This window comes from Streptomyces sp. NPDC002640 (assembly GCF_053592575.1).
Genome location: NZ_JBSFVZ010000004.1, coordinates 187,215 through 210,852, shown reverse-complemented (window position 1 = coordinate 210,852; position 23,638 = coordinate 187,215). Strand labels below are relative to the sequence as shown.

General features: G+C 72.5%; 16 protein-coding genes. 13 read left to right on the top strand and 3 right to left on the bottom strand.

Features of this window, described 5'->3' with window-relative positions; genetic code table 11:
- The first annotated feature begins 348 nt into the window (after positions 1–348).
- From ACWD3O_RS07565 to serA, 5 genes are all read left to right on the top strand, one after another.
- Positions 349–3,633 (top strand): putative bifunctional diguanylate cyclase/phosphodiesterase, encoded by a 3,285-nt coding sequence (locus ACWD3O_RS07565; RefSeq protein ID WP_451415146.1) that lies wholly within the window; start codon positions 349–351, stop codon positions 3,631–3,633.
- Between the two features lie 246 nt (positions 3,634–3,879).
- Positions 3,880–5,730, top strand: a complete 1,851-nt coding sequence (locus ACWD3O_RS07560; protein WP_451415145.1) for an acetolactate synthase large subunit — start codon at positions 3,880–3,882, stop codon at positions 5,728–5,730.
- A 20-nt stretch (positions 5,731–5,750) separates the two neighbouring features.
- Positions 5,751–6,275: an acetolactate synthase small subunit gene (gene ilvN / locus ACWD3O_RS07555; protein ID WP_356136977.1), complete on the top strand. Its 525-nt coding sequence runs from the start codon at positions 5,751–5,753 to the stop codon at positions 6,273–6,275.
- Positions 6,276–6,417: 142 nt separating this feature from the next.
- A complete protein-coding gene (gene ilvC / locus ACWD3O_RS07550) occupies positions 6,418–7,416 on the top strand; it encodes a ketol-acid reductoisomerase (RefSeq protein ID WP_356136979.1) in 999 nt (332 codons plus the stop codon).
- A gap of 225 nt (positions 7,417–7,641) precedes the next feature.
- Complete coding sequence (serA, locus tag ACWD3O_RS07545) at positions 7,642–9,231, top strand: phosphoglycerate dehydrogenase (protein WP_451415144.1); 1,590 nt, start codon at positions 7,642–7,644, stop codon at positions 9,229–9,231.
- A gap of 169 nt (positions 9,232–9,400) precedes the next feature.
- On the opposite strand, the gene ACWD3O_RS07540 is transcribed toward serA, so the two are convergent.
- The gene (locus ACWD3O_RS07540; protein ID WP_451415143.1) at positions 9,401–10,912 is read right to left on the bottom strand and encodes an MFS transporter; all 1,512 of its coding nucleotides are present in this window, start codon (positions 10,910–10,912) and stop codon (positions 9,401–9,403) included.
- Between the two features lie 95 nt (positions 10,913–11,007).
- Between ACWD3O_RS07540 and ACWD3O_RS07535 the strand changes: the two genes are divergently transcribed.
- Positions 11,008–11,610, top strand: a complete 603-nt coding sequence (locus ACWD3O_RS07535) for a TetR/AcrR family transcriptional regulator (protein ID WP_451412650.1) — start codon at positions 11,008–11,010, stop codon at positions 11,608–11,610.
- Here ACWD3O_RS07535 and ACWD3O_RS07530 read toward each other — a convergent pair whose 3' ends face one another.
- Positions 11,611–12,765, bottom strand: coding sequence for a PucR family transcriptional regulator (locus ACWD3O_RS07530; RefSeq protein WP_451415142.1), 1,155 nt, complete (start codon positions 12,763–12,765; stop codon positions 11,611–11,613).
- 124 nt (positions 12,766–12,889) lie between these two features.
- On the opposite strand from ACWD3O_RS07530, the gene ACWD3O_RS07525 reads away from it, so the two are divergent.
- From ACWD3O_RS07525 to ACWD3O_RS07495, 7 genes are all read left to right on the top strand, one after another.
- Complete coding sequence (locus tag ACWD3O_RS07525; RefSeq protein ID WP_451415141.1) at positions 12,890–13,816, top strand: proline dehydrogenase family protein; 927 nt, start codon at positions 12,890–12,892, stop codon at positions 13,814–13,816.
- Positions 13,817–13,890: 74 nt separating this feature from the next.
- The gene (gene pruA, locus ACWD3O_RS07520) at positions 13,891–15,522 is read left to right on the top strand and encodes an L-glutamate gamma-semialdehyde dehydrogenase (RefSeq protein ID WP_451412647.1); all 1,632 of its coding nucleotides are present in this window, start codon (positions 13,891–13,893) and stop codon (positions 15,520–15,522) included.
- Positions 15,523–15,855: 333 nt separating this feature from the next.
- The gene (locus ACWD3O_RS07515) at positions 15,856–16,008 is read left to right on the top strand and encodes a hypothetical protein (protein WP_451415140.1); all 153 of its coding nucleotides are present in this window, start codon (positions 15,856–15,858) and stop codon (positions 16,006–16,008) included.
- Positions 16,009–16,097: 89 nt separating this feature from the next.
- Positions 16,098–17,141: a 3-isopropylmalate dehydrogenase gene (locus ACWD3O_RS07510; RefSeq protein WP_451412645.1), complete on the top strand. Its 1,044-nt coding sequence runs from the start codon at positions 16,098–16,100 to the stop codon at positions 17,139–17,141.
- 267 nt (positions 17,142–17,408) lie between these two features.
- Positions 17,409–18,503 (top strand): branched-chain amino acid aminotransferase, encoded by a 1,095-nt coding sequence (locus ACWD3O_RS07505; protein WP_451415139.1) that lies wholly within the window; start codon positions 17,409–17,411, stop codon positions 18,501–18,503.
- Between the two features lie 454 nt (positions 18,504–18,957).
- A complete protein-coding gene (gene cimA, locus ACWD3O_RS07500) occupies positions 18,958–20,556 on the top strand; it encodes a citramalate synthase (protein ID WP_451415138.1) in 1,599 nt (532 codons plus the stop codon).
- A 201-nt stretch (positions 20,557–20,757) separates the two neighbouring features.
- The gene (locus tag ACWD3O_RS07495) at positions 20,758–22,152 is read left to right on the top strand and encodes a hypothetical protein (protein WP_451415137.1); all 1,395 of its coding nucleotides are present in this window, start codon (positions 20,758–20,760) and stop codon (positions 22,150–22,152) included.
- A 139-nt stretch (positions 22,153–22,291) separates the two neighbouring features.
- On the opposite strand, the gene ACWD3O_RS07490 is transcribed toward ACWD3O_RS07495, so the two are convergent.
- Positions 22,292–23,428 (bottom strand): serine hydrolase domain-containing protein, encoded by a 1,137-nt coding sequence (locus tag ACWD3O_RS07490; protein ID WP_451415136.1) that lies wholly within the window; start codon positions 23,426–23,428, stop codon positions 22,292–22,294.
- Between the last annotated feature and the right edge of the window lie 210 nt (positions 23,429–23,638).

Here is a 23,638-nt window from a genome sequence, read left to right as displayed (position 1 = left end):
TGGTCCGGTTCGGGTACTCTCCGCTGTCCCGTGGACGCGGACCGTGCCGAACCTCCGTTCGTCATCACGGAGAGTAGATGAAGTATGTCCCTGAGTGACGATGCTGGTGTATCGTCACTCGGGGGCTGCGCCGCGCACCGGGGCGCCGGAGACGGACCAGGACCGAACTGCGAGGGGGCGACGGGCGATGCACGGCCGACGGACCGGACGACGGATCTTCGACGTCGCGACGCACCGCGCCGCGCCGCGGGAACGCCGGCGGCAACCCCGGCGCGCCACGGCGCACACCGGGGCCTTCCGCCGCGCACTGTGCGCCGCCCGCATCCCCGGCGGCTGCGGGAGGCCCCGGTGAGTTCCCCTTCCCTCTCCCCGCCCGTCCTCGACGGCGGAGGGTGCCGCACCCCTGAGCCACGGCTGTCCGCCGCGCTGCCCGGGCCCACCCGCCAACTGTCCCTCGTGCGCCGGGCCGTGGCCCTCACGCCGCTGCTGCTCCTGACGCTGCTCTGCGGGGGGTACGCCCTCGGATCGGCGGTCGGCTGGGGCTCGCACCGCATGGCCCTGGTGATGGGGGACTTCGGGCTCAGCGCGGCCGGCGCCACCGCCGCCGTCTCCTGCTTCCTCTACGCCCGCCGGCAGGCCGACGAATTCCGCCCGGCCTGGCTGCTGTTCGCGCTCTCCTCCGCCATGGCCAGCCTGGGCAACCTGGTCTGGGGCTGGTACGAGGTGGTCATCCGGGCGGAGATGCCCCGGCCCAGCCTGGCCGACTTCTTCTTCCTCTGCTTCGCGCCGCCCGCCATCCTGGGCCTGCTGATGCTGGCGCGGCGTCCCATGACCAGGGCCGGCTGGGTGTGCCTGGTGCTCGACGCCTGGCTGATCGGCGGCTCCCTGCTGACCCTCTCCTGGAGCCTGGCCCTCGGCCACAAGGCGGGCGAGGCCGGCGAGGGCGTCGCCCACGCGGCCTTCCAGCTCGCCTACCCGATACTGGACATCGCGCTGGTGAGCGTGGTCCTCGCGCTGCACTTCCGGCGCACGGCCGCGAACCGCGCCGCGGTCAACACCGCGGTCGGAGCGCTGGCCCTCACCGTGGTCTGCGACGCGATGTTCACCTCGCCGCTGCTCCACCAGAGTTACCGGTCCGGCCAGTTGCTCGACGCCGGCTGGTTCGCGGGCTCGCTGCTGCTCGCCTACGCGCCCTGGGCCGCCGCCCTCGCCCGTCCTTGGGAGGGCCGCCGGGGCGGCCCGTCCCGCCGCGCCGGGAGCCGCGCCGGGAGCGGCGCCGGGAGCGACATCGGGGGCGCCGCCGGAAGCCGGGCCGGGAGCGGCGCCCGGACCACCGGTTCCCCGGCGCCCGACGAGCCGCCGGGCGGACCGGGGACCCGCGGCCCCGTGCGCCCGCGCCGGCCCGCGCCCGGCCCCGGCCCCGGCCCCGCGTCGCCGGTCCTGGAGGCCGGCTACTACGCGCCGGTGCGGCCCATAGCGGGATCGCTGGCCGCGCTGACGCCCTACCTCGCCGCCGCCGTCTGCACGCTGGGCATCCTCTACAACGTCCTGGCCGGCCACGCCGTGGACCAGGTCGTGCTGCTCACCGCCGGGGCCGTGGTCCTGGCGCTGCTGGTCCGGCAGGGCATCATGCTGCTGGACAACATGGCCCTCACCCAGAAGCTCGCCCAGAAGGAGAACCACTTCCGGTCCCTGGTCCAGGGCTCCAGCGACGTCATCATGATCGCGGCGCCCAACGGCCGCCTGAAGTACGTCAGCGACGCCTCCCAGGGGGTCTACGGCCTGTCCCCGGAGGAACTGGTCGGCCGCGAACTCGCCGCCCTGATCCACCCCGAGGACCTGCCCGGCGTCGTGCACGAGCTGCGCCGCTTCCTGGCCGCCGGCCCGCCCGCCGACCCGATCCGGATCGAGTACCGCTTCCGCTCCGGCAGCGCCCCGCGCCCGGCCGACGCCGAGCGCGGAGGCAGCTGGCTCAACGTCGAGTCCACGGTCAACCGGCACCAGGGCGGCCTGATCCTCAACAGCCGCGACGTCACCGAACGCGTCCGCCTCCAGGCCCAGTTGCAGCACAGCGCCGAGCACGACCCGCTCACCGACCTGCCCAACAGGGCGCTCTTCACCCGGCGGGTCGGGCAGGCGCTCTCCGGCCGCCGGGCCTCCGACCGCGGCACCGCCGTGCTCTTCATCGACCTCGACGGCTTCAAGGCGGTCAACGACACCATCGGCCACCAGGCCGGGGACGAACTCCTCGTCCAGGCCGCCCGCCGCCTCCAGGAGGCCGTCCGCCAGGGCGACACCGCGGCCCGCCTCGGCGGGGACGAGTTCGCCGCCCTGATCCTCGGCGACGGGACCGGCGACCTCACCGCACGCGAGGGCCACATCCTGGAGCTGGCCGACCGCCTCAGGACGCGGCTCTCCCAGCCCTACGACATCGACGGCAACGACGTCCGGGTGGCCGCCTCCATCGGCGTCGCCTTCGCCGAACCGGGCCTCGGCGCAGGCGAACTCCTGCGCAACGCCGACCTCGCGATGTACCGGGCCAAGGCGGCCGGCAAGGACCGCGTCGAGCTGTACGCCCCGCAGATGCAGCAGGACGTGGTGCGCCGGGCCGAGGTCGCCGCCCGGCTGCGCACGGCGCTGCACGACGGCGAGTTCACGCTGCTCCACCAGCCCGTGGTGTGCCTGGCCGACGGCCGGATCAGCGCCGTGTCCGCGCAGCCCCGCTGGCGTTCCGGCCAGGGCGCGCTCTTCACCCCCGCCGAGTTCCTCCGCACGGCCGAGGACAACGACCGGACGGCCGCGCTCGGCCGCTGGGTGCTGGAAGAGGCCGTCGTCCAGGCCGCCGACCGCTTCCGCGCGGGCCTGCGCACCCCCGTGGCGGTGCGGATCTCCGCGCGGCGCCTGCTCGACCGTTCGATGCCGCTGACGTCGATAGAGGAGCTGCTGACCCGGCACGAGCTCGCCCCCGGGTCGCTGATGCTCGAGATCGCCGGCCTCGGCCCGCGGATCCCGCTGGACGAGCTGGAGGGCCGGCTCAAGGCGCTGCGCCGGCTGGGCGTGCGCTTCGCGCTGGACGGCGTCGGCGCCGCCTACGGGGCCATCCCGGCGCTCCGGCGGCTGCCGGTGGAGGTGCTGAAGTTCGACCGGAGCATGGTCGAGGGCGTGGTGGAGTCCGCCCGCCTGTACAAGATCACCAGCGGGCTGGTGCAGATCGCCGGGGATCTCGGGATGCAGACCGTCGCCGACGGCGTCGACCTGCCCGACCAGGTGAGCGTGCTGCGCGTCATGGGCTGCACCCACGCCCTCGGCGGCGTGTTCTCCGCCCCGCTCGACGAGCACCGGATCCGCCGGGCGCTCGCGGTGGGCCACTGCCCGGTCCCCGCGGGCCCGGCCCGCGCCCCCGGAACGGCGGGCGCGGCGGCGGGTGCGGCCGCCGGCACGGCGGCCGCAGGCAGGTCCCCGGGCGCGGTGTCCCTCCGCGCCGCGGGCCGTCCCACGGCCCCAACGCCCGGCCCCGGCGTGGTCCCCGCCCGGCCGCCGGTGCCCCCGGCACGCGTCGGGGGAACGGCCTACGCGGGCCGCCCCCACACCGGCCTCCGGCCACATAGTGAGACCGTCGTCCCACCCACTTGACACCCGACCGGCGTCGGGTAGAGGGTCAAGGTCATGCGCACCCGAATTCTCGTACTTGGACAGCGCGTCGGCTGAGTTGGACCCTTCGGAACTGAGCACCGGAGATCCAGCGCCCTACCGCCCGACGCGCTCCCCTCGCTTGCCTGACGGCACGAGGGGTTTTTTGTTGCACAGGGACGACGCGCCAACCGAACAAACCTCGCGAAAAGCTCGCACACACCACTCTGCATCGAGAAGAGAATGCCGATGACCGAGCAGGCCACCGGGGCCCACCATCCGCAGCCGCGGCCCCGCACCGGAGGACTCCAGCAGTCGCCGATCGAGCACGTCACGGGCGCCCAGTCGCTCATCCGCTCGCTCGAGGAGGTAGGAGCCGACACGGTCTTCGGCATTCCCGGCGGCACGATCCTGCCGGCGTACGACCCGATGATGGACTCCACCCGGGTGCGCCACGTCCTGGTCCGGCACGAGCAGGGCGCCGGCCACGCGGCCACCGGCTACGCGCAGGCCACCGGCAAGGTCGGCGTCTGCATGGCCACCTCCGGCCCGGGCGCCACCAACCTGGTCACCCCGATCGCCGACGCCAACATGGACTCGGTGCCGCTGGTCGCGATCACCGGGCAGGTGGTGTCCTCGGCGATCGGCACGGACGCCTTCCAGGAGGCGGACATCGTCGGCATCACCATGCCGATCACCAAGCACAGCTTCCTGGTCACCCGCGCCGAGGAGATCCCCCGGGTCATCGCCGAGGCCTTCCACATCGCCTCCAGCGGCCGCCCCGGCCCGGTCCTGGTCGACATCCCGAAGGACATCCTCCAGGCGAAGACCACCTTCTCCTGGCCGCCGGCCGTCGACCTGCCGGGCTACCGGCCGGTCACCAAGCCGCACGCCAAGCAGATCCGCGAGGCCGCCCGGCTGATCACCTCCGCGAAGCGCCCCGTGCTCTACGTCGGCGGCGGCGTCCTCAAGGCCGGTGCCACCGCCGAACTGAAGGTGCTCGCGGAGCTGACCGGCGCGCCGGTCACCACCACGCTGATGGCGCTGGGCGCGTTCCCCGACAGCCACCCGCAGCACGTGGGCATGCCCGGCATGCACGGCTCGGTCTCCGCGGTCACCGCGCTGCAGAAGTCCGACCTGATCGTCGCCCTGGGCGCCCGCTTCGACGACCGCGTCACCGGCAAGCTGGACAGCTTCGCCCCGCACGCCAAGGTCGTCCACGCGGACATCGACCCGGCCGAGATCGGCAAGAACCGCGAGGCCGACGTGCCGATCGTCGGCGACGCCCGCGAGGTCATCGCCGACCTGGTCCAGGCCGTGCAGAAGGAGCACTCCGAGGGCCACCGCGCCGACCTGACCGCCTGGTGGGCGGACCTGGACCGGTGGCGGGAGAACTACCCGCTGGGCTACGAGCTGCCGTCCGACGGCTCGCTCTCCCCGCAGCAGGTCATCGAGCGCATCGGGCAGCTCGCCCCCGAGGGCACGATCTTCACCGCGGGCGTCGGCCAGCACCAGATGTGGGCCGCGCACTTCCTGCAGCACGAGACGCCGGCCAGCTGGCTGAACTCCGGCGGCGCCGGGACGATGGGCTACGCGGTCCCCGCCGCGATGGGCGCCAAGGCCGGACGGCCCGAGCGCGCGGTCTGGGCGATCGACGGCGACGGCTGCTTCCAGATGACCAACCAGGAGCTCACCACCTGCGCCCTGAACAACATCCCGATCAAGGTCGCCGTCATCAACAACGGCGCCCTGGGGATGGTCCGCCAGTGGCAGACGCTCTTCTACAACCAGCGCTACTCCAACACGGTGCTGCACTCCGGCCCCGCCGCCGAGGCCAAGGGCCCCAGCGCCGGCACCCGGGTCCCGGACTTCGTCAAGCTCTCCGAGGCGATGGGCTGCCACGCCATCCGCTGCGAGTCGCCCGACGAGCTGGACAAGGTCATCGAGGAGGCCAACTCGATCAACGACCGCCCGGTCGTCGTGGACTTCATCGTCCACGAGGACGCGATGGTCTGGCCGATGGTCGCCGCCGGCACCTCCAACGACGAGATCATGGCCGCGCGGGACGTCCGCCCCGACTTCGGCGACAACGAAGAGTGATGGAGCGAGGAACACCTGACATGTCGAAGCACACGCTCTCCGTCCTGGTGCAGAACACGCCGGGCATCCTGGCGCGGATCGCCGCGCTCTTCTCCCGCCGCGGGTTCAACATCGACTCGCTCGCCGTGGGCGTCACCGAGCACCCCGACATCTCCCGCATCACCATCGTGGTGGGCGTCGAGGACCTCCCGCTCGAGCAGGTCACCAAGCAGCTCAACAAGCTGGTCAACGTCCTGAAGATCGTCGAGCTGGACCCCTCCCAGTCGGTCCGGCGCCAGCTGGTCCTGGTCAAGGTGCGGGCGGACAACGAGACCCGCTCGCAGATCACCCAGATCGTCGACCTGTTCCGCGCCAAGACGGTGGACGTCTCCCCGGAGGCCGTCACCATCGAGGCCACCGGCGGCAGCGACAAACTGGAGGCCATGCTCCGGATGCTGGAGCCGTACGGCATCAAGGAGCTGGTCCAGTCCGGGACGATCGCCATAGGGCGCGGCGCGCGGTCCATCACCGACCGCTCGCTGCGGGCCCTCGACCGCGCCTCCTGACCCGGACCGGCGCCCCGCACCCCCCCCGGCTCGCCCGCATGGCGAGACCGCGGAACCTCTTCCCCCGCCCGGTCATACGCTGGGCGCGACACCTGCGACACCTGCAGAACGACAACCCTGCAGAACATAGGAGTGAACCGAAGTGGCCGAGCTGTTCTACGACGCCGACGCCGACCTGTCCATCATCCAGGGCCGCAAGGTCGCGGTCATCGGCTACGGCAGCCAGGGTCACGCGCACGCCCTGTCGCTGCGCGACTCCGGTGTGGACGTCCGCGTCGGTCTGCACGAGGGCTCCAAGTCCCGCGCCAAGGCCGAGGAGCAGGGCCTGCGCGTGGTCACCCCCGCCGAGGCCGCGGCCGAGGCCGACGTCGTGATGATCCTGGTCCCGGACCCGATCCAGGCGCAGGTCTACGAGGAGTCGATCAAGGACAACCTGAAGGACGGCGACGCCCTGTTCTTCGGCCACGGCTTCAACATCCGGTTCGGCTTCATCAAGGCCCCGGCCGGCGTGGACATCTGCATGGTCGCCCCCAAGGGCCCGGGCCACCTGGTGCGCCGTCAGTACGAGGAGGGCCGCGGCGTCCCGTGCATCGCGGCCGTCGAGCAGGACGCCACCGGCAAGGGCTTCGAGCTGGCCCTGTCCTACGCCAAGGCGATCGGCGGCACCCGCGCCGGCGTCATCAAGACGACCTTCACCGAGGAGACCGAGACCGACCTGTTCGGCGAGCAGGCCGTGCTCTGCGGTGGCACCGCCGCACTGGTCAAGGCGGGCTTCGAGACCCTCACCGAGGCGGGCTACCAGCCGGAGATCGCCTACTTCGAGTGCCTCCACGAGCTGAAGCTGATCGTCGACCTGATGTACGAGGGCGGCCTGGAGAAGATGCGCTGGTCGGTCTCCGAGACCGCCGAGTGGGGCGACTACGTCACCGGCCCGCGGATCATCACCGACGCCACCAAGGCCGAGATGAAGAAGGTCCTCGCGGAGATCCAGGACGGCACCTTCGCCCAGCAGTGGATGGACGAGTACCACGGCGGTCTGAAGAAGTACAACGAGTACAAGAACCAGGACTCGCAGCACCTGCTCGAGACCACCGGCAAGGAGCTGCGCAAGCTCATGAGCTGGGTCGACGAGGAGGCGTGAGCCCCCTGCCGGGGCCGGAGCGACGCTCCGGCCCCGGCACCGCCCGGGTGCGAAACCCCACGGACGGGTGATCCTTCCGCACAGGCGCGGGACGACGTCCGGCGCCCCACTACACTGCACTGCATACGCGTCAGGCCCACAGCGTCGTGCGTCTTCCACGCGGCTAGCACCCCTCCACGCCTGCGGCCGTCGGGACGGCCGTCCGCAACGCAATTGAGGACTCACGTGAGCTCGAAACCTGTCGTACTCATCGCTGAAGAGCTGTCGCCCGCCACCGTCGACGCACTCGGTCCGGACTTCGAGATCCGGCACTGCAACGGGGCCGACCGGAGCGAACTGCTCCCGGCCATCGCCGACGTGGACGCGATCCTGGTCCGCTCGGCCACCAAGGTCGACGCCGAGGCGATCGCCGCGGCGAACAAGCTGAAGGTCGTCGCGCGAGCCGGCGTCGGCCTCGACAACGTCGACGTCTCCGCCGCCACCAAGGCCGGCGTGATGGTCGTCAACGCCCCCACCTCGAACATCGTGACCGCCGCCGAGCTGGCCTGCGGTCTCCTCCTGGCCACGGCCCGCAACATCCCGCAGGCCAACGCCGCGCTGAAGAACGGCGAGTGGAAGCGCTCCAAGTACACGGGCGTCGAGCTGGCGGAGAAGACCCTCGGCGTGGTCGGCCTCGGCCGGATCGGCGCGCTCGTCGCCCAGCGGATGTCCGCCTTCGGCATGAAGGTCGTCGCCTACGACCCGTACGTGCAGCCCGCCCGGGCCGCGCAGATGGGCGTCAAGGTCCTGACGCTGGACGAGCTGCTCGAGGTCTCCGACTTCATCACCGTCCACCTGCCGAAGACGCCGGAGACGCTCGGCCTGATCGGCGACGAGGCGCTGCGCAAGGTCAAGCCGACCGTGCGCATCGTCAACGCCGCGCGCGGCGGCATCGTCGACGAGGAGGCGCTGTACTCGGCGCTCAAGGAGGGCCGGGTCGCCGGCGCCGGCCTCGACGTCTACGCCAAGGAGCCCTGCACGGACTCGCCGCTGTTCGAGTTCGACCAGGTCGTCTCCACGCCGCACCTGGGCGCGTCCACGGACGAGGCGCAGGAGAAGGCCGGTATCGCCGTGGCCCGTTCGGTGCGCCTGGCGCTCGCCGGCGAGCTGGTGCCGGACGCGGTCAACGTCCAGGGCGGCGTGATCGCCGAGGACGTCAAGCCGGGTCTGCCGCTGGCCGAGCGGCTGGGCCGCATCTTCACGGCGCTGGCCGGCGAGGTCGCGGTCCGTCTCGACGTCGAGGTGTACGGCGAGATCACCCAGCACGACGTCAAGGTGCTGGAACTCTCCGCGCTGAAGGGCGTCTTCGAGGACGTCGTCGAGGACACGGTGTCCTACGTCAACGCCCCGCTGTTCGCGCAGGAGCGCGGTGTCGAGGTGCGGCTGACCACCAGCTCCGAGTCGCCCGACCACCGGAACGTGGTCACCGTGCGCGGCACGCTGGGCAACGGCACGGAGGTCTCGGTCTCCGGCACGCTGGCCGGTCCGAAGCACCACCAGAAGCTGGTCGCCGTCGGCGAGTTCGACGTGGACCTGGCGCTGACCGACCACATGCTGGTGCTGCGCTACGCCGACCGTCCCGGCGTGGTCGGCACGGTCGGCCGGGTGCTCGGCGAGTCCGGCGTCAACATCGCGGGCATGCAGGTCGCCCGCGCCGCGGCCGGCGGCGAGGCGCTCGCGGTGCTGACGGTCGACGACACGGTGCCGGCCGCGGTGCTGTCGGAGCTGGCCGAGGAGATCGGCGCGACCTCCGCCCGCGCCATCAACCTCACCTGACGGCACCCGCCCCAGCCTGACCCGGGCCCGCCCCCACCCGTTCCGCACGGGTGAGGGCGGGCCCGCGGCTTTTCCCGTGCCGCGGCTTCGCCCGGCCCGCGGGCTCCCTGCCCGCGGGCTTCCCGGTCCGCGGGCTTTCCCGTGCCCGCGGCCTCTCCCGGGCCCGCGGTCACCCTTCTCCGCTGCTCCGGACGCCGATGCCCCGCAGCGTGGCCGCCGCGACGACCGCGGCGACGGCGAGCACCGCGGCCCCGGTGAGCGCGGCGGCGTGCATGCCGTCGGTGAAGGCCACCCGGGCCGCCGAGGTCAGGGCCTCGCCCGCGCGGCCGGGCAGCTCCGCGGCGACGGCCAGCGCTCCGCCGAGGGTCTCCCGGGCCGCCTCGGGCGCCGCGTCGGGGATCCGGTCCCGGTAGACGGCGGTGCCGACGGAGCCCAGCACGGCCATGCCGAGCGCGCCGCCGAACTCCGCCCCGGTCTCCAGCAGCGAGGAGGCCGAACCCGCCTTCTCCACCGGGGCGGCGCCCAGCGCCAGGTCCGTCATCTGCGACATCACCAGCACGATGCCGCAGGCCAGCACCCCGGCCGCGACCAGGAGCAGGGCCAGCGAGTCGGTGCCGGGCGCGGAGAGCAGGGTGAAGCCGCCGGCGGCGATCAGGAACCCGGCCGTCACCACGTGGACCCGGGGCACGCCGCGGTGCACCAGCGCCGTCGCGGCCGGCGCGGCCACGCCGATCGGCAGCGACGGGACCAGCGACCACAGGGCGGCCTCCAGGGCGCTCATGCCGAGCACCGACTGCAGGTACTGGGTGGTGAAGAACGACGAGCCCATCATGCCCAGCGCGGAGACCGCGTTGAGCGCCACCGCCGGGCCGAAGCCGCGGGAGCGGAACAGGCCGCGCGGGATCATCGGGGAGGCCGCGGTGCGCTGCCGCCACACGAGGAGCACCCCGAACAGCAGCCCCGCGCCCACGAAGAGGGCCTGCTCCGCCCGCGGGCCGTCCGAGGCGAACTCCTTCAGACCGTGGATCAGGGGCAGTACCGCCGCCATCGACAGCGGCACGCTCAGCAGGTCGAACCGGCCCGGTGACGGGTCCTTGGACTCCGGCAGGAGCAGCGGACCGAGCACCAGCAGCAGGGCCATGGCGGGCAGGTTCACCAGGAACACCGAGCCCCACCAGAAGAACTCGACCAGCACCCCGCTCATCACGGAACCCAGCGCGACGCCGCCGGTCATCACCGCGGTCCACACGCCGATCGCCTGGGCGCGCTGCCGGGGATCGGTGAACATCGTGCGGACCAGCGCCATCGTCGAGGGCATCAGGGTGGCGCCGCCGATGCCCAGGACCGCGCGGGCGGCGATCAGCGCCTCCGCGCTGTCGGCGTAGGCGGCGGCCAGCGAGGCCGCGCCGAACGCGGCGGCGCCGAACAGCAGCAGTCGGCGGCGGCCGATGCGGTCGCCCAGCGAGCCCATCGTCATCAGCAGGCCGGCCAGGACGAACGCGTAGATGTCGAAGATCCAGAGCTGTTGGGTGCCGGTGGGCGCGAGGTCGGCGCTGATCGCCGGGACCGCGAAGTAGAGCACCGACACGTCCATGGAGACCAGCAGCAGCGGCAGCATCAGCACCGTCAGCGCGGTCCACTCGCGGCGTCCGGCCCGGGCCGGGGTGGGAGTCGTCGTCATACCGGGAACGGTACACGCGTCTTATACGCGCGTCTATGACGTATGTATAAGACAGTCGTCAGAGACGTGTGTACGGATGCGGATAGAGTGGCGGCATGGGTCATCGTGAGGATCTGCTGGACGGTGCCAAGCGCTGCCTGCTGGAGCAGGGGTTCGCCCGGACCACGGCGCGCGACATCGTGCGCGCGTCGGGGGCCAACCTGGCGTCGATCGGCTACCACTACGGCTCCAAGGACGCCCTGCTCGCCCAGGCGTACGTAGCGCTGGTGGAGGACCAGGCGGAGCGCTTCGACTGGGACGCCGGCCCGGTCGGCACCGCTCCCGGGTCCCCCGAGCGCGTGCGGGCGGTGCTGCGGACGCTGGTCGACTCGCTGCGGCGGCCGGACTCGATCTGGCACCTCAGCATGGAGATCATCGCCCTGGGCGACCGGCTCCCCGAGATCCGCCGCAACCTCGCCCAGGCCCAGAAGGAGGGCGGCCGCGGCCTCGCCGCGCTGCTGCTGGGCATGCCGGAGGAGGAGGTCGACGACGAGCTCACGGACACCGTGGGCGGCCTCGCCATGGTCCTGATGAGCGGCCTCATCGCCCAGCACACGCTCGACCCGGAGTTCGCTCCGAACGGCGACCAGCTCGCCGACGGCCTGTACCGGCTGGTGGGATCACCGGCCCTGGGATCACCCTCCGCCGAGGGCCGGTGACTACAGCCGGGCGGCCTTGACCCCCATGTGGAGCAGGAGCCGGTGCTCGCCGTCGTCCAGGTCGAGGCCGGTGAGCTGCTCCACCCGGGAGAGGCGGTAGTAGAGGGTCTGCCGGTGGATGCCGAGGGCCGCCGCGGCACGGCCCGCCTGCCCGGCGTGGTCCAGGAACACCTCCACGGTGCGGGCCAGCTCGGCATGGGCGAGCAGGTCGCGCAGCGCGGCGTCCTCCGCCGCGCCTGCCGGGAGCCGGGTGAGCAGACGGTACGGGCCGATCCCCGACCACTGCGCCACCGGCCCCAGCCGGGGTTCGGCGGAGGCGGCCCGGGCTGCGGCCAGCGCCTGGTCCCACAGCTCGCCGGCCTCCCGCGCGCCCCGCCGCGGCCCACCCACCCCCGCGGCCGAGCCCGGCGCCAGCCGCGCCACGGAGGTCAGCACCGAGGCGGGCACCTCCGCGCCGGTGCGCACCCGCACCAGCAGCGCCAGCATCTGGGCGCCGCCCGTCAGCGGCGCCGCGCAGGCCGCCGCCGTGCCCGGCACCCGGCGGGCCGACGGGGGATCCTCCTCCGTCCACGGCGTCACGCACACCACGGTGTACAGGCCGCCGGCGTCCGGGCCGAGCGCCGACTCCAGCGCGGTCAGCGCGATCTCCCGCTCCCGCCCCGGGCCGCCGGTCTCCAGCACCCGCCGGAACTCCCGGGTCACCGCGTCCTCCGCGGACGCCTCCTCGGCCAGCAGCGCGCCGATCCGCCCGGCCACCCGCATGGCCGCCTCGAGCTGGTCCTCGGTGGGCCCCGGCTCGGACTCCAGCAGCCACACGTATCCCTGCACGACCTCGCGGGAGCGGGCGGGCAGGCAGATCCGGCCCCGCAGCACGCCCGCCTCGGGCGCCGGGGGGATCCGCACCGGCCCCTTCGCGCGGGCGATGCCGAAGCCCTCGAACCAGGCCCTGACCTGCGCCGACGAGCTGCGCGCCAGGATCGTCCGGGTCCTCACGGGGTCCAGTGCGGCCTCGTCGCCGAGCCCGTCGTGCACCCCGAAGGCGATCAGACCGAAGTCGCGGCCCTCCAGGGTGGCGGGTACGCCCAGCAGCGCGGAGATCTCGTCGACGAGTTCCTGGTAGTCGGGTCTCACCGCTCCATTCTCCCCCCTCTTCATACAGATGTCTGAGAGGAAAGCCGCGGATCCGTGACAGGTGTCGATAGGTGAAACGGAACCTGGATCCCTACCGTTCGAATCGGCGGTCCACGCCCTCGTCACTTTCGCTTCATCAGGAGGTCCCGTGCTGGGTCCCGTGATTCTCGCCGCCTCGCGCAGCGACAGGATGCGCCGTCTGGTCACCGCGGCTCCGGGGACCAAGCAGGTCGTCGACCGGTTCATCCCCGGCGAGACCGTCGACGACGTGATGCCGATCATCCGCAGCCTCACCGACCAGGGCCTCGAGCTCACCCTGGACGTGGTGGGCGAGGACATCACGACGCCCGAGCAGGCCGAGGCGGCCCGCGACGCCTACCTCGAGCTGATCGCCCACCTGAAGGAGCTGGAGCTCGGCCCCAAGGTCGAGATGTCCGTCAAGCTCTCGATGTTCGGCCAGGACCTGGAGAACGGCGTGGAGATCTCCCGCGCCAACGTCCGCCCGGTCGTCGAGGCCGCCTCCGAGATCGGCACCACGGTCACCCTCGACGCCGAGGACCACACCACCATCGACAAGATGCTGGCCACCCACGCCTGGCTGCGCGAGGACTTCCCGCAGACCGGCTGCGTGCTGCAGGCGATGCTGTTCCGCACCGAGGAGGACGCCCGCCGTCTCGCCGGGAACGGCAGCCGCGTGCGCATCGTCAAGGGTGCCTACAAGGAGCCCGCCGAGGTCGCCCACCAGTCCAAGGCGGAGATCGACAAGGCCTACGTCCGGGTCCTGAAGATCCTCATGAACGGCAACGGCTACCCCATGATCGGGTCGCACGATCCGCGGATGATCTCCATCGGACAGGAGCTCGCGCGCCGCGCAGGGCGCAAGATGGATGAGTACGAGATTCAGATGCTGTTCGGCATCCGCGGCGACGAGTCGCTGCGTCTGGCCGCCGAGGGTCACCGGATGCGCGTCTACACCGCGTACGGCACCGACTGGTACGGCTACTTCATGCGCCGTCTCGCCGAGAAGCCGTCGAACCTCCGGTTCTTCCTGCGTTCGATGGTCAGCAAGGGCTGAGCCCCGCACCCCACCGCACCGCTCACCCGCACAACCGCCCCACCGCTGAGAGCTCTCACAAGGAGAAGGAACCCATGGACGCTGTGACCCAGGTCCCCACGCCCGTGAACGAGCCGGTGCACGGCTACGCTCCCGGCTCGGCCGAGCGCACCCGGCTGGAGGCCAAGCTCAAGGAGCTGGCCGACAACCCGATCGAGCTCCCGATGACCATCGGCGGCGTCAAGCGCCTCGGCGGCGGCGAGGAGTTCACGGTCGTCCAGCCGCACAACCACCAGGCCGTCCTCGGCACCGGCCGCCACGCCACCCAGCAGGACGCCCAGGAGGCGATCGACGCCGCCCTGGCCGCCGCGCCGGCCTGGCGCGCCATGTCCTTCGACGACCGCGCCGCGATCATCCTGCGCGCCGCCGAGCTGCTGTCCGGCCCGTGGCGCGAGACGCTGGCCGCCTCCACCATGCTCGGCCAGGGCAAGACGGCCCAGCAGGCCGAGATCGACACCCCCTGCGAGCTGGTCGACTTCTGGCGCTTCAACGTGCACTACGCGCGCCAGATCCTCGCCGAGCAGCCCCCGGCCAACTCCCCGGGCGTGTGGAACCGCATGGACCACCGCCCGCTGGAGGGCTTCGTCTACGCGATCACGCCGTTCAACTTCACGGCCATCGCCGCCAACCTGCCGACCGCGCCCGCGCTGATGGGCAACGTCGTGGTCTGGAAGCCGTCGCCGACGCAGACCCACGCCGCCGTGCTGATGATGCGGCTGCTGGAGGAGGCGGGCCTGCCCAAGGGCGTCATCAACCTGGTCACCGGTGACGGCATCGCGGTCTCGGAGGTCGCGCTGAACCACCGCGACCTGGCCGGCATCCACTTCACCGGCTCCACCAAGACCTTCCAGCACCTGTGGAAGACGGTCGGCGCCAACATCGAGAAGTACCGCACCTACCCCCGCCTGGTCGGCGAGACCGGCGGCAAGGACTTCGTCGTCGCCCACCCGAGCGCCGACCGCGCGATCCTGAAGACCGCGCTGACCCGTGGCGCCTTCGAGTACCAGGGCCAGAAGTGCTCCGCCACCTCCCGCGCCTACATCCCGGCCTCCATCTGGCACGACGGGTTCAAGGAGGAGTTCGCGGCCGAGGTCGACGGCATCAAGATGGGTGACGTCACCGACCTGTCGAACTTCATCGGCGCCGTGATCGACGAGCGTTCGTTCGCCAAGAACAAGGCCGCCATCGACCGCGCCAAGGCCGACGACGCCTGCACGATCGTGGCCGGCGGCACCTACGACGACTCGGTGGGCTATTTCGTCCGCCCGACCGTCATCGAGTGCACCGACCCGGAGAACGAGGTCTTCACGACCGAGTACTTCGGCCCGATCCTCGCCGTCCACGTCTACGAGGACGAGAAGTACGACGAGATGCTGACCCAGATGGAGTCGGCCTCCGACTACGCCCTCACCGGCTCGGTCATCTCCCAGGACCGCGCCGCGGCCGCCTACACGATGGAGAAGCTCCGCTACGCGGCGGGCAACTTCTACATCAACGACAAGTCGACCGGCGCCGTGGTCGGCCAGCAGCCCTTCGGCGGCGGCCGCGCCTCCGGCACCAACGACAAGGCCGGCGCCCCGCAGAACCTGCAGCGCTGGACCCTGACCCGGGCCATCAAGGAGACCCTGGTCCCGCCGACCGAGTACGGCTACCCGCACATGGGCTGACGGCCCCTGTCCGACGCATCCGCCCCCGCCTCCTCCGAGAGGCGGGGGCGGACCCGTTTCCCGTGGTGCGCACGGGACGCGCGGGCACGGATGAGGCCGATGGGGTGATCCCCGTCTCGGATAGTAGGACTTCCGAGTAACTGTGGAGACATCCAAGCCCGCCTGGCCTAGCTTGGTGGGAGCCGAACGTTCCGCCCGATCCGGCGAACGGCGTTGGCGAGCCACGCCCCCGCGCAGGTGACCCCTGCGGCGTGCCGCTCCCCGCCCCTTCCGGCGTCTGGAATCCCTCCTGTCGCATTCCTGTCGCATTTCTTTCGAAGGAGCCGAAGCGTCATGTCCGAGACCACCACAGCCACCCACCCGCACGCCACCGCCCGGTCCCGTGCCCGCCGGACCCACGTGGCCGACGCCGACCGCCGCAACGCCGCCGCCGCCCTCCAGCGGGCCCTCGACCGCCGCGACAACGGCGGGGCGACCGGCCACTGACCGCCCGCCCAGGCTGACGGGTGGCCCCCCGCTGTCCGGATGGCGGACGGCGTGGGCCACTCCTTGGGACGACCGATTAGGGTGCCGACATGTCTCGCAGCATCGATCTCGCAGTGATCCCCGGTGACGGCATCGGGCAGGAAGTCGTGGCCGAAGGCCTGAAGGTCCTCTCCGCCGTCCTCCCGCAGGACGTGAAGCTGGAGACCACCGAGTACGACTTCGGTGCCCGCCGGTACCACGCCACCGGCGAGACCCTCACCGACGAGGACCTCGCCGCGCTCCAGGGGCACGACGCGATCCTGCTCGGCGCCATCGGCGACCCGTCCGTCCCCTCCGGCGTGCTGGAGCGCGGCTTCCTGCTCAAGCTCCGCTTCGCCTTCGACCACCACGTGAACCTGCGCCCCTCCAAGTTGCTGCCGGGTGTCGCCACCCCGCTGGCCGGCGAGCCGCAGATCGACTTCGTGGTGGTCCGGGAGGGCACCGAGGGTCCCTACACGGGCAACGGCGGCACCATCCGCAAGGGCACCGAGCACGAGGTGGCCACCGAGGTCTCGGTGAACACCGCGTTCGGCGTCGAGCGCGTGGTCCGCGACGCGTTCGCCCGGGCCCAGGCCCGCCCGCGCAAGAAGCTGGCGCTGATCCACAAGAACAACGTGCTGACCTTCGCCGGTCACCTGTGGACCGACGTGTTCAACCGCGTCGCCCAGGAGTTCCCCGAGGTCACCACCGAGTACATGCACGTCGACGCCGCGACCATCTACCTGGTCACCCAGCCGGAGCGGTTCGACGTGATCGTCACCGACAACCTGTTCGGCGACATCATCACCGACCTCGCCGCCGCCGTGTCCGGCGGGATCGGCGTCGCCGCCTCGGGCAACATCAACCCGAGCGGCGCCTACCCGTCCATGTTCGAGCCGGTCCACGGCTCGGCCCCGGACATCGCGGGCCAGGGCAAGGCCGACCCCACGGCCACCGTCCTGTCCGTCGCGCTGCTGCTGCGCCACCTCGGCCTCGACGCCGAGGCCGCGCGGATCGACGACGCCGTCGCCGCCGACCTGGTCGAGCGCGTGGGCCTGCCCGCCCGGTCCACCGAGGAGATCGGCGACGCGCTCGCCGCACGAGTAGCCGGCTGACCCCGGCTGCCCCCCTTCGAAAGCCGCCGGGATGCACCTCGCACCCGGCGGCTTCCGCCATGTCCCGCCGGGTGCCACCATCGAAACGCAGGGCCGCTGCACCGCACCGTCCTTCACCGGGCACCCTCTTGCGATAATCGGACGTGGAGTCGCGTTCGATCATCGCCGGAACGTGCCGGCCGGGCGTCCCGACGGACGTCCGAAGACGGCGGGGAGCACGAGCGGAGACGCGGCCCGTCACTACAACGGTGAAGGACAGTTCTGCTGATGACGACGACGCCCACGATCGAGCGCAAGCCCACCTCGCACCCGCTGCCCGCGGCCGAGCGGGAGGCGATCCTGGCCAACCCCGGGTTCGGCCGCCACTTCACCGACCACATGGTGACGATCAAGTGGACCGAGGGCCGTGGCTGGCACGACGCCGAACTCGTCCCCTACGGCCCGCTCTCCCTCGACCCGGCCAACATGACCCTGCACTACGCGCAGGAGATCTTCGAGGGACTCAAGGCCTACCGCCGCGCCGACGGCTCGGTGGGCGTCTTCCGCCCCGAGAAGAACGCCCGCCGCTTCCAGGCCTCCGCCCGCCGTCTCGCCATGCCGGAACTACCCGTCGAGACCTTCATCGAGGCCTGTGACGCGCTGGTCGAGCAGGACGTCGACTGGGTCCCGGCGCACGGCGGCGAGGAGTCGCTGTACCTGCGACCGTTCCTGATCGCCACCGAGGTCGGCCTGGGTGTCCGGCCGGCCAAGGAGTACCTGTTCCTGGTCATCGCCTCGCCGGCCGGCGCCTACTTCCCGGGCGGCGTGAAGCCGGTCTCCATCTGGGTCGCCGAGGAGCACGTCCGCGCCGTCCCCGGCGGCATGGGCGACGCCAAGACCGGCGGCAACTACGCCGCCTCCCTGATGGCCCAGGCCGAGGCCGCCAAGGTCGGCTGCGACCAGGTCTGCTACCTCGACGCCATCGAGCGGAAGTGGATCGAGGAGCTCGGCGGCATGAACCTGTACTTCGTCTACGAGGACCGGATCGTCACCCCCGCGCTCAGCGGCTCCATCCTCGAGGGCGTCACCCGCGACTCGCTGCTGACCGTCGCCCGTGACCTCGGCCACACCGCCGAGGAGGGCAAGATCTCCGTCGAGCAGTGGCAGGCCGACGCCGAGAGCGGCGCTCTCCGGGAGGTCTTCGCCTGCGGCACCGCCGCGGTGATCACCCCCGTCGGCGCGGTCAAGCGCAGCAGCGGCGCCGAGTGGAAGCACGGCACCGGCGAGCCGGGCGAGGTCACCCTGCGCCTGCGCGACGCGCTGCTGGACATCCAGCGCGGCACCGCCGAGGACAAGCACGGCTGGATGCACAAGGTCTGCTGACACCCGGCCCGCCGCCGGTCCGGCACCCGCGCCGCCGGTCCGGCACCGGCCCCCGGCCCGACGGCCCCGAGGAGCACCCGCCCCTCGGGGCCGTCGGCCGTCTCGGCGGCGGTTCCGTGGGCCTCTCAGCTGCGCGGAACTCCAGGTCCTGGGACGATTCGCCCGTATTCTGAGACACCCGGCCGGTCGCGGGGCGGACTGTGCCAAACTGCTCGCGTGCCCTCGTTCGCCATGATTACCGGCAGCAGGCGCGCCGGTCCGCAGTGACGACCCGTACGTATCCCGTACGCGTGGTCACCGTCGTCGTCGACCCGCGCGCAGACCTCTCGCACCCGCGAGGGGTTTTCTTTGTTTCGGCCCCACCCGCGGCCGGAGCAGGAAGGCGCGCACGGCCGGAGGCGGTGGAGCCGGTTCTTCCGGTCAGACCGAGACGACCAGTTCAGGAGTTCCCACCATGACGGACACCAGCCGACCCGACGACGCCTTCCACGTCTTCGACACCACGCTGCGCGACGGAGCCCAGCGGGAGGGCATCAACCTCACCGTCTCCGACAAGCTGGCCATCGCGCGGCACCTGGACGAGTTCGGCGTGGGCTTCATCGAGGGCGGCTGGCCGGGCGCCAACCCGCGGGACACCGAGTTCTTCGCCCGCGCCCGCGAGGAGATCGACTTCCGGCACGCCCGGCTCGTCGCCTTCGGCGCCACCCGCAGGGCGGGCGGCTCGGCGGCGGACGACCCGCAGGTCAAGGCGCTCCTGGACTCCGGCGCCGACGTGATCACCCTGGTGGCCAAGGCCCACGACCGCCACGTGGAACTCGCCCTGCGCACCACCCTCGAGGAGAACCTCGAGATGGTCCGCGACACCGTCTCCCACCTGGTGGCGGCGGGCCGGCGCGTCTTCGTCGACTGCGAGCACTTCTTCGACGGTTACCGCGCCAACCCGGCCTACGCCAAGGCCGTGGTCCGCACCGCCGCCGAGGCCGGCGCCGACGTGGTCGTCCTGTGCGACACCAACGGCGGCATGCTCCCCGCCCAGATCGCCGCCGTGATCTCCACCGTCCTCGCCGACACCGGCGCCCGCCTCGGCATCCACGCCCAGGACGACACCGGCTGCGCGGTCGCCAACACGCTGGCCGCCGTCGACGCCGGCGCCACCCACGTCCAGTGCACCGCCAACGGCTACGGCGAGCGCGTGGGCAACGCCAACCTCTTCCCGGTGGTCGCCGCGCTGGAGATCAAGTACGGCAAGCGGGTCCTGCCCGAGGGGCGGCTCCGCGAGATGACCCGGATCTCCCACGCCATCGCCGAGGTCGTCAACCTCACGCCCTCCACCCACCAGCCCTACGTCGGCGTCTCCGCCTTCGCCCACAAGGCCGGACTGCACGCCTCCGCGATCAAGGTCGACCCGGACCTGTACCAGCACATCGACCCCGAGCAGGTCGGCAACACCATGCGGATGCTGGTCTCCGACATGGCCGGCCGGGCGTCCGTCGAGCTCAAGGGCAAGGAACTCGGCATCGACCTCGGCGGCGACCGGGAACTGGTCGGCCGGGTCGTCGAACGGGTCAAGGAGCGCGAGCTCAAGGGCTACACGTACGAGGCGGCCGACGCCAGTTTCGAACTCCTGCTGCGCGCCGAGGCCGGCACCCTCCCGGTCTACTTCGAGGTGGACTCCTGGCGCGCGATCACCGAGGACCGCCCCGACGGCAGCCACGCCAACGAGGCCACGGTGAAGCTGACCGCCAAGGGCGAGACCATCCACGCCGCCGGCGAGGGCAACGGACCCGTCAACGCCCTCGACCGGGCGCTGCGCGCCGGCCTGGAGCGGATCTACCCGGAGCTGGCCAAGATCGGCCTGGTCGACTACAAGGTCCGCATCCTGGAGGGCCGCTCCGGCACCGACTCCACCACCCGCGTCCTGATCTCCACCTCCGACGGCCGCGCCGAGTGGTCCACGGTCGGCGTCGCCGACAACGTGATCGCGGCGTCCTGGCAGGCGCTCGCCGACGCCTACACCTACGGCCTGCTGCGTGCCGGGGTCGCCCCCGCCTGACCGCCGGCGCGGAGCGGCGGGCGCGGGGAAGCCGGGGGAGTCAAGCGCCAGGGCGAGCCGAACGCCAGGGCGAGCCGAACGTCGGGGCCGGCCGAACGTCGGGGCCGGCCGAACGCCGCGGGAGCCGAACGTCGGGCGAGCCGGAAAGAGGCGCGGTGACCCATTTCACCCTTTCGCCTCATTGGGCGTACCTTCGAACATATGAAGGGCACCCCGACCCGCCGGCGCCTCGGGCGACCGGCCTCCCTGGCGGCGGCCACGCTGCTGACCACGTCGGCCGCTCTGGTGACCGGCGTGCCCCTTGCCTCCGCCGCGCCCACCGGGACAGTGGCCGCGGCGGAGTTCAGCGTGGCCCCGGCCGCCGCCGACATATCCGAGATAGCCGAGAACCTGCGTGAGAGCCCCGTCTACGTCGACCCGGAGGCGGCCGGCCAGCTCTCGCAGGCCGAGGCGGACGACCTCGCCCAGCGGATCGAGAGCGCCGACCGCTCGGTCTTCCTGGTGGTCCTGCCCGAGGGCTACCCGACCGACAGCATCTTCGCCGACCTGCGCGCCGCCACCGGTGTCACCGGCGTCTACGGCATACGGGTGGGCGACCGGTTCGACGCCCGGGCCGACTCCTCCGTGATGTCCCGCCAGGCCGTCGCCAACCTGGCCCGGAGCGTGGACGGCGAGCCCGCCGCGCAGCAGCTGGACAACTTCACCGACCGAGCGCTGTCCACCATGCGCGGATCGGCGCCCGACGGCTGGGAGGGCAGGACCGACGGCAGCGCCAACGGCGTCGGCGCGCTGGTCACCGTAGGCGCGCTGGCCGCGGCGGTGGGAGGCGGCGCGCTGGTGGTCACCCGCCGGAGCCGCCGCCGTACGGAGACCGCGCAGCGGGAGGCACTGGAACGGCTGCGGGTGGTGGTCGACGAGGACATCACCGCGTACGGCGAGGAACTGGACCGGCTGGACTTCCACCCCGGCGAACCCGGTGCCGACGACGCGATGCGCGGGGACTACGCGCGGGCGCTCGACAGCTACGAGGACGCCAAGCGGAAGATGGCCGCCGCCAAGCGGCCCGAGGACGTCAAGGGCGTCACGGAGACCCTGGAGGACGGCCGGTTCGCGCTCTCCGTGCTGGCGGCGCGGCGGGAGGGCCGCCCGCTGCCCGACCGGCGGGCCCCCTGCTTCTTCGACCCGCGGCACGGCCCCTCGGTCGCCGACGCGCGCTGGACCCCGCCCGGCGGCACGGCGCGTGAGGTGCCGGTATGCGCCGCGGACCAGGCCAGGCTGGCCGACGGGCTGGAGCCGATGATCCGTGAGGTCGACACCGGCTACGGCAACCGCCGCCCCTACTGGGACGCGGGCCCCGCCTACGGCCCGTGGGCCGGCGGGTACTTCGGCGGCGCGCTGCTGCCGGGGCTGCTGGTGGGCACCATGCTCGGCGGCATGATGGCCGGGCCCGCCTACGGCGCGGGCTGGGGCGACGGCTACGGCGGGTACGAGGGCGGTGACTTCTCCGGCGGCGACTTCAACTCCGGTGACTTCGGCGGCGGTTTCGGCGACTTCGGCGGCGGAGGCGGTGGCGGCGACTTCGGCGGCGGCTTCTGACGCGGTCCGACGCGGCTTCCGACGCCGCCGAGGCGGACACGGCGAGGGGGCGGCTCCCGGGACCTCCGGGAGCCGCCCCCTCCGCGTCGCGCGCGGCCGGTCGGCGCGGTGGATCGGCGCGGTGGGTCGGCGCGGTGGGTCAGACGGCGGCGTAGACCGCGCCCAGGTACTGCGCGCCCTGCTCGGAGCCGACCAGCCCGGCCTTCATCTTGTTCATCACGTAGCAGAAGGTCATCCTCCGCTCGACGTCCATCACGATCTGGGAGCCGCCCCAGCCGCCCCAGAAGCAGATCCTCCCCTCCGGGACGAACGGCACCCCCGCCGGCTCGGGCAGGGCGAAGCCGATGCCGAACCGCAGCGGCAGGCCGAGCACCTGGTCCACGCCACGGGCCTGCTCGCGGAAGACGAGCTCGACGGTCGCCGGCGACAGCAGCCGCACGCCGTCCACCTCGCCGCCGCGCGAGATCACCGACAGGGTCCGGGCCACCGAGGCCGCGTTGCCGTGGCCGTTGGCGCCACCGATGTCGGCGAGCCGCCAGCCGGGGGTGTTGGCGGCCTCCGCGTTCATCGGCGCGGAGGTCATGGTCCGCACCAGCACACTCCGCGGGTCGAGCGTGGCGGGGTCCATCACCATCGGCGGCGGCGGGATGATCTCGGCGCAGCGGTCCCAGTCCTCCTCCCGCGCGCCGATCCGGAAGTCGGTGCCCAGCGGCCCGGCGATCTCCTCGTCCACGAACCGCTTCAGCGTCCTGCCGCTCACCCGGCGGACCAGCTCGCCGACCAGGTGCCCGTAGTTCAGCAGGTGGTAGCCGGACCCCTCGCCCGGCGTCCAGAACGGGGCCTGCGCCGCCAGGTGCGACGTCGAGCGCTCCCAGTCGAAGAGGGCGGCCGTCTCGAACGGGGCCTCCCAGCCGGACACCCCGGAGGTGTGGCTCAGGACGTGCCGGACCAGCACCCCCTCCTTGCCGTTCGCGGCGAACTCCGGCCAGTACTTGGCGACCGGCGCGTCCACGTCCAGCTCACCGCGGTCCACCAGGACCAGCGCGGCCAGCGCGGTCAGCGTCTTGGTCGTCGACCAGACGTTGACGATGGTGTCCCGCTCCCAGGGCCGGGTCCGCGCGGCGTCGGCGTACCCGCCCCAGATGTCGACGACCCGCTCCCCGTCGATGTCCAGGTACACCGACAGCCCGGTCTCCGCGCCCACCGCCAGATTCGCCTCGGCGGCCTCCCGCACCGCCGCGAACCGCTCGTCCACATACCCGCTCAGCTCGGCCACGCCCTGCCCCTCGTCCCGTCCTCGTCCGGGGCCCGACCCGACCGCCCGCCCCTGCCGACCCCAGCACCCTAGGAGCGCGGGGCGCCGCGGGGGAACGGCCGCGACACGATTCGGTGCGCGTGCACATACCGGGGGCGCGTTTCATGGTCACCGGCGGCGGAACGCCGGAGGGCGGCGCCCGGAAGAGGTTCCGGGCGCCGCCCTCCGGGC